Origin of the sequence: Thauera sp. WH-1 (genome assembly GCF_047806685.1) — a bacterium.
In the GTDB taxonomy this organism is placed as follows: Bacteria; Pseudomonadota; Gammaproteobacteria; order Burkholderiales; family Rhodocyclaceae; genus Thauera.
On record NZ_JBLQGP010000002.1, the window covers coordinates 425,863 to 438,453 of the forward strand.

Genomic DNA, 12,591 nt, shown 5'->3' on the forward strand with positions numbered 1-12,591 from the left:
CTCGCTAGTTTACTGGATTCGGCGCACTTGCCCCAAAAGCGCGTCACCGCTACCCGGCTTTGATGCGGCGGCAGCCAGGGCCGTTCCGCTCGAGGCCTATCCGGATGCTTCAGCGCCGCCCGCGCGCGGCGCGCACGAGGTCGGCCGAATACAGCGCAAGCGCAAGCCAGATGAGGGCGAAGCCGATCAGCTGGGTGGTGTCGAAGGGCTCGCGGAACAGCCACACCGCGACCACGAAGTTGAGGCTGGGCGCGATGTACTGGAGAAAGCCGACGGTGGCCAGGGGCAGGCGGCGGGCGCCGATGGCGAACAGCATCAGCGGCACCGCGGTGAGGATGCCGGTGAGCGCCAGCAGCCAGTCGGTGTGGGCGCCGCTGCCGAAGCTCAGGCTGCCGTGGTGCTGCAGCCACAGCAGCCAGCCGAGGGCGAGCGGGGCGACCAGCAGGGTCTCGATGAAGAGCCCGCTCACCGCCTCGACCGGCGCGCGCTTGCGCAGCAGGCCGTAGAGGCCGAAGGTGCCGGCCAGGAAGAGCGGGATCCACGGCAGGCCGCCGAGCTGCCACACGCGCCACGCCACGCCGGCGCAGGCGATCGCCACCGCCAGGGCCTGCAGCGGGCGCAGGCGCTCGCCCAGGAACAGCGCCCCCAGGGCGACGCTCACCAGCGGATTGATGAAGTAACCCAGGCTGGCCTCGAGCAGGCGGCCGGCGTCGATCGCCCAGATGAAGACCAGCCAGTTGCTGCCGGTGAGGAGCGCGGTGAAGCCGAGCAGGCCGACCAGGCGCGGCTGCGCGAGGACGCCGCGCACGCGGGCGAAGCCTCCGGTCGAGGGCAGGACGGCGATCAGGGCGGCGAGAAACAGCGCCGACCACAGCATGCGGTGGGCGACGATCTCGAAGGGCGGCACGCTGCCGATGGCGCGAAAGTACAGCGGCGCCAGCCCCCAGATGAGGAAGGCGCCGAGGGCGGCGAGCATGCCGTTGCGGGCGGCGGTGTCGGCTGCAGTGCCCGGGGCGGGCCGCGAGGGGGAGGTGTCTGGCAAGGGGGCTTCCGCGTTGGCGTCAGTGCGGGCGGCGGGCGACGGCGACCAGGGTGCGCGCCGGCAGCAGGTAGCCGCCGCGACCATCGTCGCAGCGATGCGGCTCGAGATCTTCGATGACCGCCGCGCGCAGGGCCTGCTGCGTTGGCTCGGGCAGGCGGCCGAGGGCCTCGGCGGCGCCGCCGGCGAGGTCGAGGAAGGCCTGCCAGTAGGCCTCGGCATCGTCGAAGTGGCAGGCGAAGGCGCACGGCCGGATGTCGATGTCGTCGAAGCCGGCGGCGGTGAGGGTGGTTTCGAGCAGCTGCGGCGCGCCGAAGCGGAACACCGACGGCCGTGCGACCTTGGGCGGCGGCAGCAGGCGGGCGATGCAGTCCTGAGCGCGGTGGATCAGGGGCACATGCTCGCGTTCGGCCCAGACCGACAGCGCAAGGCGCCCGCCCGGCACCAGCACGCGGTGCATCTCGGCCAGCGCGCGCGCGGGCTGCGGGAAGATGAACAGCGCCAGGCCGGCGAGCACGCGGTCCATGCTGGCGTCGGCCAGACACAGCTGCTCGGCATCGGCGGCGGCGAAGCAGGGCGTGTCGTCGTGTCCGCCGCAGCGGCGCGCGCCTTCGGCGAGCATGCCTTCGGCGATGTCGGTGGCGAACACGCTGCCGCCGGGGGCGACGCGCAGGGCGGCCGCGCCCGCAAGCAGGCCGGGGCCGCTGGCGAGGTCGAGCACACGCTGGCCGGGCGCGAGCGAGGCGGCCTCGAGCAGCGCGTTGGCGAGGTCGGCGCGCAGATGGGCGCCGTCGGCATAGCGTGCGGCGATGCGGTTGAAACCGGCGCGCTCCATGGCCTTGAAGCGGCGCGCATCGAAGCCGGGGACGGCCGCCGCCGGCCCCGGGGTGGCGACGGTCGGCCGTGACCTGCGGTCGGGCTTGTCCATCATGCCCCGTCCGTGTCGGGGCCGGTAACCGGCGCTCGTTCGCCGAGTCCGGCGAAGGCAATCACCGCGTCCAGATAGTCGTTCCAGCGCGAGAAGCCGTGATCGCCGCCTTCGAGCACGGTCTGGTGGGCGCCGGCATATTTGCTGACCGCATGACGGTAGTCGAGCACTTCGTCGCCGGTTTCGACCAGCAGCCAGAAGCGTTCGGGATGGGTGATGGTGGGCACCTCGATTGCGCGCAATTCGTCGAGGTGCTCGCGGGTGAACTCGAAGCGGTCGCCGGTGTACATGTTGTCCTGCATGCCGACGTAGGCGCCGAGCTCGAGCGGCGCGACCACCGCCGGATTCACCAGCGCCGCGCGCAGCGCGTGGCGTTCGGCGAGCCAGGTGGCGTAGTAGCCGCCAAGCGAGCTGCCGACCAGCGTGGGGCTAAGGCCCGCAGCACGGGCGCGGGCGATCTCGGCCTCGGCCAGGGCGATTGCGGCGCGTGGCGACACCGGCAACTGTTCGCACCAGAAGCGGTCGGCAAGGCCTCGCTCGACCATGCGTGCCCTCAGGGCCCGCGCCTTGATCGACGCCGGGGCGGAGCGGAAACCGTGCAGATAAATGATCATTGCGTTTCTCCCGTTCAGGGTTCGGACCATTCCACCCAGCCGAAGTACCAGGTTGCGAGCACGAAGAGGCCGAACGCGATGCGGTACCAGGCGAAGACGATGAAAGTGTGGTTGGAGATGAACCGGATGAAGCCCTTCACCGCCCACATGGCGGCGAAGAAGGAGGCGATGAAGCCGACCGCGAACACCGGCAGGTCCTCGAGTCGCAGCAGCGCCCAGTTCTTGTACAGATCGTAGGCGGTGGCGGCGAACATGGTCGGGATCGCCAGGAAGAAGGAGAACTCCGCCGCCGTCTTGCGCGAAAGGCCGAAGATCAGGCCGCCCATGATGGTGGCGCCCGAGCGCGAGGTGCCGGGGATCATCGCCAGCGCCTGGGCGAAGCCGACCTTGAGCGCATCCGGCCAGCGCATGTCGTCCACGTCGTTGATGCGCGGGTGGTAAGCGCGCTTTTCCACGTACAGGATGATGAGGCCGCCGACCACCAGCGCGGTCGCCACCGTGATCGGGTTGAACAGCAGGCCCTTGATCGTGGAGTGGAACATCAGGCCGAGGATGGCCGCGGGCAGGAAACCGATGAACAACAGCCACACGAAGCGTTGCGCGCTGGGCTGGGTAGGCAGGCCGGTGGCGACCCGGATCAGGCGCTCGCGGTAGTCCCAGCACACGGCGAGGATGGCGGCGAGCTGGATGACGATCTTGAACACCTTGCTGGTGTCGTCGTTGTAGCCGAGCAGGTCGCCGACGATGATCAGGTGGCCGGTGGAGGACACCGGCAGGAATTCGGTCAGGCCTTCGACGATGCCGAGGACGAGGGCGACGAGGAGGAGGGAGACGTCCATGCAGCAGCCAGGTTGGGTCGGGAAAGCGCGCGATTATAGCGGGCGGGATGTTGCGTTGCGGTGTCGATGCGGCACACTTCAGCCGGAGGTCATGATCTCGAGCCGGGCCAGGAAGTGCATCGCCTGTGCAGCGCTGTCGCCGCACATGTCGATCGCGGGCTGCAGGCTGGCGCACACCGCTGGCCGGCGCGGGTCGCCGAACAGCCGGCAGCGGTTGGCGGCGTCGAGCTGGATGCAGCGCATGCCGGCGGGCTTGCCCGCGGGCATGCCGGGGATGGGTGAGGAGATCGATGGCGCGATGCAGCAGGCGGCGCAGCCGGGGCGGCAGTCCACCGCTCAGCCGCCGGTCTGCAACTCGGACCACCAGCCGAGGATGGCGTCGAGGGCGGGTGGCAGCAGGCTGCATTCGCCACCGGTGAATTGCGCCCAGTCGTCGAGGAAGCGTTCGCCCACGGCGGTCAGCAGCGGCACGCCGGCGAGCACGGCCTCGCCCATCTCGTCACGCAGGCCGGCGCCGAAGGCCTCCTGGGCGCCGAACTTGTTGATGATGATGAGCTGGGCGCCGCGCGACAGGGCGCCGCGCACCGCGATCGAGCCGCGCGCGAGCGCATCGGGGTCGACGCGGCACGACACCGAGCCGCTGCCCAGATCCTGCGACAGCGGGATGCTCTCGCCGGTCTCGAGGTTCTCGAGTTCCATCGCGCAGGGGTCGTCGGGCACCGAGGCGATGTCGTGCTGGAGCACACCGCCGAGCTTGATGCCGCGAGCGGCGAGCGTGCGCGCGGCCTCGGCGAGCAAGGCCTCGATGTTGTCGGTGGGCTTGTAGACGACGGCGGCGATGGCGTGGGCGGACATGATCGGGCTCGGCTTGCAGCGCGTGCAGGGACGGCGGTCATTGTCGCACCGCGGCGCCAACAAGGCGACGATGCGGAGGATAATGCGCGCCCTGACGACGCTGAAACGGATCCATGAGGGCTGAACACCGGGGCGCACGGCGCCCGTCCGACCTGCCGACTTTCGACGACTGCCTGAGCGCCGATCGGCCGCGCCTGCGCCGCATGGCGCGCGATCTGGCGCGCCCGCCGCGCGCTGCCGGCGCGGGCAAGGCGGTGTCGCAAGCGCCCCGTTCCGCCGAGGATGCGCGCGGGCCGGGGCCCGCTACGGTCGCCGATCGACAGGCGCGCCTGCAGGCGGACTTGGATGCGCTGCTCGAACGCTCGCGCGCGGCGCTGCTCGCCCGCCGCGCGGCGCTGCCGGTGCCGGACTTCCCGTCCGAGCTGCCGGTATCCGCCCGTCGTGACGAGATCGCCGACGCGCTCGCCGCGCACCAGGTCATCATCGTCTGTGGCGAGACCGGCTCGGGCAAGACCACTCAGCTGCCCAAGATCGCGCTGACGCTGGGGCGCGGTGTCGCCGGCCTGATCGGCCACACCCAGCCGCGCCGGCTGGCGGCGCGCGCCACCGCCAGCCGCATCGCGCAGGAGCTCAACAGCCCGCTCGGCCAGGTGGTGGGCTACAAGATCCGCTTCACCGACAAGACCAGCGAGCGCAGCCACATCAAGCTGATGACCGACGGCATCCTGCTCGCCGAGACCCAGACCGACCCGCTGCTGGCTGCCTACGACACCCTGATCATCGACGAGGCGCACGAGCGCAGCCTGAACATCGACTTCCTGCTCGGCTACCTGAAGACCCTGCTGCCGCGCCGGCCGGACCTGAAGGTGGTGGTGACCTCGGCGACGCTCGATGCCGAGCGCTTCGCCAGGCATTTTGCCGACGCCGCGGGCAAGCCGGCGCCGGTGATCGAGGTGTCGGGAAGGTTGTATCCGATCGAGATGCGTTACCGGCCAGTGGAGAGCGAGGAGATCGACCCTGCCGCGGCCGCACGAGGCGCCGCCAAGGGGGGCAAGGACGGCGCAAGGGACAAGAGCCGCGACCTGATGGAGGCGCTGGTCGATGCGGTCGACGAGGCCCAGCGCTGCGGCCCCGGCGACGTGCTGGTCTTCCTGCCCGGCGAGCGCGAGATCCGCGAGGCCGCCGAGGCGCTGAGGAAGGCTCACCACCTGCCGGGCACCGAGATCCTGCCGCTGTTCGCGCGCCAGTCGGCGCAGGAGCAGGCACGGGTGTTCTCGCCCTCCAACGGACGCCGCGTGGTGTTGTCGACCAACGTTGCCGAGACCTCGCTGACCGTGCCCGGCATCCGCTACGTGGTCGACACGGGCCTGGCGCGCATCAAGCGCTATTCGCCGCGCAACAAGGTCGAGCAGTTGCAGGTGGAGAAGGTGGCGCAATCGGCCGCGCAGCAGCGTGCCGGGCGCTGCGGGCGGGTGATGGACGGCATCTGCATCCGCCTGTACGACGAGGACGACTTCAAGCGCCGTCAGCCGCACACCGACCCCGAGATCCTGCGCTCCTCGCTCGCCGGGGTGATCCTGCGCATGAAGGCCTTGAGGCTCGGGGCGGTGGAGGATTTCCCCTTCCTCGACGCGCCCGGATCGCGCCTGATCGGCGACGGTTACGCGCTGCTCGCCGAGCTCGGCGCGGTCAGCGATGACGATGAGCGCAAGCTCACGCCGATTGGGCACGAGCTTGCCAAGCTGCCGCTCGACCCGCGGATCGGCCGCATGATCCTCGCTGCGCGCGACCGCGGCGCACTGGCCGAGCTGCTGGTGATCGCCGCCGCGCTGTCGGTGCAGGACCCGCGCGAGCGCCCGCAGGACAGTCCCGGCGCCGCCGACCAGGCGCACGCGAAGTTCCGCGGCGGCGAGCAGGACCAGAAGTCCGAGTTCCTGTGGTACTGGCACCTGTGGAAGGCCTGGGACGAGGTCCAGCGCCACGAGTCCTCCAGCAAGCAGAAGGCCTGGTGCAAGAAGCATTTCTTGAACTACATGCGCATGCGCGAGTGGCGCGACGTGTTCACCCAGCTGCATTCGCTATGCGCGGAGCACGGCTGGAAGGAAAACGAACAGCCGGCGAACTACGAGGCCATCCACAAGGCGCTGCTCGCCGGCCTGCTCGGCAGCATCGGCTGCAAGGTGGAGGACGCCTCGGGCCCGCAGGCGGGTTCGTATCTGGGCGCGCGCGGCATCAAGTTCTGGCCGCATCCCGGCTCGGCGCTCGCAAAGAAGGCCGGCAAGTGGATCATGGCCGCGGAGCAGGTCGAGACCTCGCGCCTGTTCGGCCGCTGCATCGCGCGCATCGAGCCGGAGTGGGTGGAGGAGGTCGGTAGCCACCTGATCAAGCGCCAGGTTTTCGAGCCGCACTGGTCGAAGTCCTCGGGCGCGGTGCGCGCCTGGGAGCGCGGCACGCTGTACGGTCTGGTGATCTATCCGCGCCGCGGCGTGGCTTATCGCGACATCGACCCGGCGCTGTGCCGCGAGCTCTTCATCCGCGAGGGCCTGGTGCAGGGCGAGATCGCCGAGGGGCCGGCGCGCGCGATGGCCTTCCTCGCCCACAACCAGCGCCTGGTGGCGGAGATCGAGCGCCTCGAGCACAAGTCGCGCCGCCCCGACGTGCTGGTGGATGAGACCCTGATCGAGGCCTTCTACGACAGCAAGATCCCGGAAGACGTCTGCGATGTCGCCGGCCTGGAGGCGTGGCGGAAGAAAGCTGAGAAGACCGAGCCGAAGCTGCTCCACCTGTCGCGCGAGCAGCTGATGCGCCACGAGGCCGAAGGCGTCACCACCGACCGCTTCCCGCCGGCGCTGGAGGTGCTGGGGCAGAAGCTGAAGCTCGCCTACCTGCATCAGCCCGGCGAGGCCGACGACGGCGTCACGCTCGCCGTGCCGCTGGCCATGCTCAACCAGATCCCCGCCAACCGCTGCGAGTGGTTGGTGCCCGGCCTGCTGGAAGAGAAGGTCGCCGCGCTGATGAAGACCGTGCCGCAGAAGCACCGCCACCGCCTGCAGCCGGTGGCCGAGAGCGCGGCGGCCTTCATGGCGGCTTTCGAGGCCGGCGCGTTCGACACCGATGAGCCGCTGCTGAAGATGCTGCAGCGCTTCGTCGAGGAGCGCGTGCAACTCAAGCTGCCGCTGGAGAGCTTTCGCGCCGAGAACCTCAAGCCGCACTGCTTCATGAATTTCCGCGTCATCGACGAGCACGGCCGCGTGATGGGGCAGTCGCGCAACCTGATGGAGCTGCGCGCACGCTTCCGCGAGCAGGTGGCGGCGCGCTTCTCGACGGCGAAGATCGGCGGTGCGCTCGCGGGCGCGCTGTCGGCCGCGAGCGTCGGGGATGCGGAGGCGGCTGCGGGGCAAGGGCGTGGCGAGGGCCGTGGTGAGGGCGCACGGGGCGCCGGCGGCCGGGGGCGGAGCGCGGCGGCTGGCGAGGCGGGCGGTCGCGGGCGGTCCAGCGCCGCCGCGGGTGAGGATGGGGCGGCGGGGCGCAAGGGGCGCGGCAAGGCGGAGGACGAAGGCGCCGCGCCAGTCGAGTTGCCGGCGCAGGCGCTGTCCGGCTTCACCGCCTGGACCTTCGGCGCCCTGCCCGAGCTGCTCGAGGTGCGCGTCGCCGGCCGCGAGGTGATCGGCTTTCCCGCGTTGCACGACGATGGCGGCAGCGTCTCGCTGCGCCCCCACGACACGCCCGAGGAGGCCGCGCGCGTGCATCGACGTGGCCTCGCGCGCCTGTTCGCGCTCAACCTCAAGGATCAGGTGCGCGCGGTCGAGCGTCTGCCCGGCCTGCGCGAACTGGCGCTGCAGTACATGAGCTTCGGCACCGAAGCCGAACTCAAGGCCCGCCTGGTCGAGGCGACGCTGAGCCGCTGCTGCCTGCTCGAGCCCTTGCCGACGGATGCGGACGCGTTCGCGAAGCGCTGCGCGGAGGCCAAGTCGCGTGTGAGCCTGGTCGCGCAGGAGTTCATGCGGCTCACCGCCCAGCTGCTGGTCGAGCATGCGGCGCTGCAGAAGCGGCTGTCCGGCCTGAAGTCCTTCCCCGAGGTGGTCGCCGACATCCAGGCCCAGCTCGGCGCGCTGCTGCCGAAGGATTTCCTCGTCGCCTTCGAGTGGGACAAGCTGGCGCACTTCCCGCGCTACCTCAAGGGCGCTTCGGTGCGACTCGACAAACTTCGCAACAATCCGGCGCGCGACGCGCAACTCATGGCCGAGTGGAAGTCGCTCGCCCAGGCCTGGGAGCGCGAGCGCAACGCCCGCCGGCGGGCGGGCGTGGAGGATCCGGCGCTGGAGGAATTCCGCTGGCTGCTGGAGGAACTGCGCGTAGGGCTTTACGCGCAGGAACTGAAGACGCCGATGCCGGTGTCGGTCAAGCGTCTGCAGAAGATCTGGGACAGCCGAACGTACTAAAGCAACGGAACGCGCGGGACGACGGGTTGGCCCGACATGCGCGCATCGCCTGCGGCGTCGATGGCGATTCGCGGGCGGCGCTCTTTCGTCGCCTCAGCGCAGCGGAATGACGATCGGCGGGATGTCGACACCGATCACCACCGCCGGTGAGCGGCTGTAGCTGTACGGGCGGTAGGCGGGCTCGTAATAGTGATTGTGCACCACCGTCTCGCGGTAATGGCGCGGACGTTCGTGCACAATCACGCGCTCATGCACCACGCGGCGTTCGTCCCAGCCGCGATGGCCGCGCTTGTGCGAATGCTTCTCCTTGTACTTGTAGCTGTGCGAATACTTGTGCTTGTCCCAGCCGCGATGGTCGCGATCGCCGCGCGCCTCGGCGGCGCCGGCGCTGATGAGCAGGCCGCCACACAGCACGGTGGTGAGCAGTTTCTGGGTAAGAGTGGCCTTCATGGTCTGCCTCGTTTTGCGTTGTTGTGTTGCAGGGCAACGCCCCGATGAGCGAATGGTAGGTGTGGCGCGGGTTTCATGGGGGTCGTGAATGTAAGCAGGATTTTGTAAGCGACACCTTGCTGCTGGCGCGCGAAAGGCGTTGCTTTGATTTTGCAGGGTTTCTTGTTATAGTCTTCGGCTTCCCTTGCTCCACCGGATTCGCATGCCGGGGGGCTGCTTCACTCAACCGCAAGGAGTCTGCATGCGACACTACGAAATCGTATTCATCGTCCACCCGGACCAGTCGGAACAGGTTCCGGCAATGGTCGAGCGCTACAAGACCATCGTGACCAGCCGCAACGGTCAGATCCACCGCCTGGAAGACTGGGGTCGCCGTCAGATGGCCTACCCGATCCAGAAGGTGCACAAGGCCCACTACGTGCTGATGAACATCGAGTGCGACGGCGAGACGCTGGCCGAACTCGAGCACGCGTTCAAGTTCAACGACGCTGTGCTGCGCCACCTCACCATCAAGATGAAGAAGGCGGTCACCACGCCTTCACCGATGATGAAGGAAGAGAAGTCGCGCTCGCTGAGCACCGGGTCCGACGAAGCCAAGCCGGCCGACAGCGAAGCCGCTGCCGCCTGAGTTGCCTGAGCCGGGTCTGAACGAACTGCGCCTCGATGCGCGTGTGGCCGAAGTGCTGCCGCTGCGTCGAACGCCTGCCGGTGTGCCAGTTGTGAGTTGCATCCTGGCGCACGAATCGAAACAAGTCGAAGCGGGTTTGAGCCGCGACGTTTCGGTGGAAGTGCAGGCGGTGGCGCTGGGCGATCTGGCGGCGGTGCTGGCTGCGGCGGTTCCGGGCAGTGCGCTGCGCGCCACCGGATTTCTCGCCGCGAAGAGTCTGCGCAGTCGAACCCCGGTTCTGCATCTGAACACAATCGAATTTCTCGAAGGAAACTGAAAATGGCCTTCAAGCCCAAATCCAAGTTCAAGAAGAAGGACGACCGTGGTGGTCGTGGTCTGTTCAAGCGTCGCAAGTTCTGCCGCTTCACCGCGGAGAAGATCGAGGAGGTCGACTACAAGGATGTGGACATCCTGAAGGACTTCATCACCGAAAACGCCAAGATCATGCCGGCGCGCATCACCGGTACCAAGGCGGGTTATCAGCGTCAGCTGTCGGTGGCGGTCAAGCGTGCCCGCTTCCTGGCCCTGATGCCCTACACCGACCTGCACCAGTAAGAGGAGAACGAACCCATGCAGATCATTCTTCTCGAGAAGGTGGTGAACCTCGGCGGCCTCGGTGACGTGGTCAAGGTCAAGGACGGCTATGCCCGCAACTTCCTGATCCCGCAGGGCAAGGCCAAGCGCGCCACCCAGGCCAACCTGGCCGAGTTCGAAGCCCGTCGCGCCGAGCTTGAGCGCGTGCAGGCCGAAAAGCTCGCGGCTGCGCAAGAGCTTGCTGCGAAGCTGGAAGGCGTCAGCGTCCAGGTCGCCCGCAAGGCAGGCATGGATGGCCGCCTGTTCGGCTCGGTCGGCAACGCCGACATCGCCGAAGGGCTGGTTGCCCAGGGCTTCGACATCGATCGTTCCGCGATCCGCATGCCGGACGGCCCGCTGAAGCAGGTTGGCGACACGCAACTCGAGGTCTCGCTGCACGCTGACGTGCTGGCCACCATCACCGTCTCGGTGGTTGGCGAACAGTAAGTCCGCTGCATCCTCCAGCAAGAAGGGCTGCCTCGTGCAGCCCTTTTTGTTGCTCGCTTGCGACCAGGAAGTGCTGCGGCCCTGCGGCGCGGCGCGGCGCTCACGTGCGACCGCTACAATGGCCGCTTCGCTCCGGATGGTGTCCCGATGAGTTCCGATTCTTCCCGTTTTCCCGATTACTCCAGCGACCCGCAGATTGCCGGCATCAAGCTGCCGCCGCATTCGCTGGAGGCCGAGCAGTCCCTGATCGGCGGCATCCTGCTGGACAACCAGGCTTGGGAGCGTGTCGCAGACCTCGCCACCGAGGCCGATTTCTATCGCGATGATCATCGGCGCATCTATCGGCATATCACCCGGCTCATCGACCAGGGGCGACCTGCCGACGTGGTGACGGTGTTCGAGTCGCTCGAGAAAAACGGCGAGGCCGAGCAGGCGGGCGGGCTCGCCTATCTGGCCGAGATCGCCAACAACACGCCCTCTGCAGCCAACATCCGGCGCTATGCCGAGATCGTTCGCGAGCGCGCCATCCTGCGCAAGCTGGTGGCCGTCGGCGACGAGATCGCCGCGAGTGCCCTCAGCGCGTCGGGCAAGGACGCCAAGGCGCTGCTCGATGAGGCCGAAGCCAAGGTGTTCGAGATCGCCGAAGCCGGTGCGCGCCATGCGAGCGGCTTCGTGTCCATTCAGCCCATCCTCAAGCAGGTGGTCGACCGCGTGCAGGAGTTGTACGACAGGGACAATCCATCCGAGGTGACCGGCGTGCCTACCGGCTTGGTTGACCTCGATGAGAAGACCTCGGGTCTGCAACCCTCGGACATGATCATCGTCGCCGGTCGTCCGGCGATGGGCAAGACCACGTTCGCCCTCAATCTTGCCGAACATATCGCGATCGAGCAGCGCCTGCCGGTCGCGATCTTCTCGATGGAAATGCCGGGCACCCAACTGGCGACGCGCTTCATCTCGTCGGTCGGGCGCATCGACATGCAGAAGATCCGCAGCGGCCGCCTGACCGATGATGACTGGCAGCGCCTGACGATGGCGATGGGAAAGCTCTACGATGCGCCGCTCTTCATCGACGAGACGCCCGGCCTCAATCCGATCGACCTGCGCGCGCGCGTGCGCAGGCTCGCACGCCAGTGCGGCAAGCTGGGGCTGGTCGTGATCGACTACCTCCAATTGATGAGCGGCACCCGGGAAGGTGACAACCGCGCCTCCGAACTGTCGGAGATCTCGCGCTCGGTGAAGTCGCTGGCCAAGGAACTGCACGTGCCGATCATCGCCCTGTCGCAGCTCAATCGGAGCCTCGAGCAACGCCCGAACAAGCGCCCGGTGATGTCCGACCTGCGAGAGTCGGGTGCGATCGAGCAGGATGCGGACATCATCATGTTCATCTACCGCGATGAGGTCTACAACCCGGACTCGCCCGACAAGGGTACGGCGGAATTGATCATTGGCAAGCATCGTAACGGTCCGACCGGCACGGTCCGCCTCACCTTCATCGGCGAGAACACCCGTTTCGAGAATTACGCCGCAGCGCCGGGAATGTACTGAGCGGGCGGACTTGTCCTTGCGTGCCCGCCTGGAGGGGCGACGGCTGCCGGGTCTCCCACGAGCTTATGGGTTGATAGATTTTCCGATTGTTTTTTGGTGTTGACGTTGTTTGTTGGGGGTCTATAATGCGCACCTCTTCAGCGCTGCGGCGGTTTCTTCGGAAGGCGATTCGGCGGTGGAGGGGGAGGC

Annotated in this window: 13 protein-coding genes; 6 read left to right on the forward strand and 7 right to left on the reverse strand. The window is 68.2% G+C overall.

What is annotated here, in order from left to right; translation table 11 throughout:
- Window positions 1-109 precede the first annotated feature (109 nt).
- The 6 genes from rarD to ACMV5O_RS04315 form a co-directional block, all read right to left on the reverse strand.
- The gene (rarD, locus tag ACMV5O_RS04290; RefSeq protein WP_416162340.1) at window positions 110-976 is read right to left on the reverse strand and encodes an EamA family transporter RarD; all 867 of its coding nucleotides are present in this window, start codon (window positions 974-976) and stop codon (window positions 110-112) included.
- A gap of 85 nt (window positions 977-1,061) precedes the next feature.
- On the reverse strand, window positions 1,062-1,970 hold the full coding sequence (locus ACMV5O_RS04295; RefSeq protein ID WP_416162319.1) for a class I SAM-dependent methyltransferase: 909 nt from the start codon (window positions 1,968-1,970) through the stop codon (window positions 1,062-1,064).
- On the reverse strand, window positions 1,967-2,581 hold the full coding sequence (locus ACMV5O_RS04300) for a YqiA/YcfP family alpha/beta fold hydrolase (RefSeq protein WP_416162320.1): 615 nt from the start codon (window positions 2,579-2,581) through the stop codon (window positions 1,967-1,969). Before ACMV5O_RS04300 ends, ACMV5O_RS04295 begins: the two co-directional genes overlap by 4 nt.
- 14 nt (window positions 2,582-2,595) lie before the next feature.
- Window positions 2,596-3,420, reverse strand: coding sequence for an undecaprenyl-diphosphate phosphatase (locus tag ACMV5O_RS04305; RefSeq protein WP_416162321.1), 825 nt, complete (start codon window positions 3,418-3,420; stop codon window positions 2,596-2,598).
- 78 nt (window positions 3,421-3,498) lie between these two features.
- Window positions 3,499-3,753, reverse strand: a complete 255-nt coding sequence (locus ACMV5O_RS04310) for a YkgJ family cysteine cluster protein (protein WP_416162322.1) — start codon at window positions 3,751-3,753, stop codon at window positions 3,499-3,501.
- 3 nt (window positions 3,754-3,756) lie between these two features.
- Window positions 3,757-4,275 carry a DUF2478 domain-containing protein gene (locus ACMV5O_RS04315; protein WP_416162323.1) on the reverse strand — a complete coding sequence of 173 codons (519 nt, stop codon included), beginning with the start codon at window positions 4,273-4,275 and terminating at the stop codon, window positions 3,757-3,759.
- A 113-nt stretch (window positions 4,276-4,388) separates the two neighbouring features.
- Between ACMV5O_RS04315 and hrpA the strand changes: the two genes are divergently transcribed.
- Window positions 4,389-8,717, forward strand: a complete 4,329-nt coding sequence (gene hrpA / locus ACMV5O_RS04320; protein ID WP_416162324.1) for an ATP-dependent RNA helicase HrpA — start codon at window positions 4,389-4,391, stop codon at window positions 8,715-8,717.
- Between the two features lie 93 nt (window positions 8,718-8,810).
- Here the strand turns inward: hrpA and ACMV5O_RS04325 are convergent, their stop codons facing one another.
- Window positions 8,811-9,167 carry a hypothetical protein gene (locus ACMV5O_RS04325; protein WP_416162325.1) on the reverse strand — a complete coding sequence of 119 codons (357 nt, stop codon included), beginning with the start codon at window positions 9,165-9,167 and terminating at the stop codon, window positions 8,811-8,813.
- Window positions 9,168-9,408: 241 nt separating this feature from the next.
- Between ACMV5O_RS04325 and rpsF the strand changes: the two genes are divergently transcribed.
- The 5 genes from rpsF (at window position 9,409) to dnaB (ending at window position 12,402) form a co-directional block, all read left to right on the forward strand.
- On the forward strand, window positions 9,409-9,795 hold the full coding sequence (gene rpsF, locus ACMV5O_RS04330) for a 30S ribosomal protein S6 (protein WP_324538821.1): 387 nt from the start codon (window positions 9,409-9,411) through the stop codon (window positions 9,793-9,795).
- Window positions 9,796-9,838: 43 nt separating this feature from the next.
- Window positions 9,839-10,111 (forward strand): primosomal replication protein N, encoded by a 273-nt coding sequence (priB, locus tag ACMV5O_RS04335; protein WP_416162326.1) that lies wholly within the window; start codon window positions 9,839-9,841, stop codon window positions 10,109-10,111.
- Between the two features lie 2 nt (window positions 10,112-10,113).
- On the forward strand, window positions 10,114-10,389 hold the full coding sequence (gene rpsR / locus ACMV5O_RS04340) for a 30S ribosomal protein S18 (protein WP_002933051.1): 276 nt from the start codon (window positions 10,114-10,116) through the stop codon (window positions 10,387-10,389).
- A gap of 15 nt (window positions 10,390-10,404) precedes the next feature.
- Window positions 10,405-10,854, forward strand: a complete 450-nt coding sequence (rplI, locus tag ACMV5O_RS04345; RefSeq protein WP_416162327.1) for a 50S ribosomal protein L9 — start codon at window positions 10,405-10,407, stop codon at window positions 10,852-10,854.
- A gap of 147 nt (window positions 10,855-11,001) precedes the next feature.
- On the forward strand, window positions 11,002-12,402 hold the full coding sequence (gene dnaB, locus ACMV5O_RS04350; RefSeq protein ID WP_416162328.1) for a replicative DNA helicase: 1,401 nt from the start codon (window positions 11,002-11,004) through the stop codon (window positions 12,400-12,402).
- Window positions 12,403-12,591: the final 189 nt, after the last annotated feature.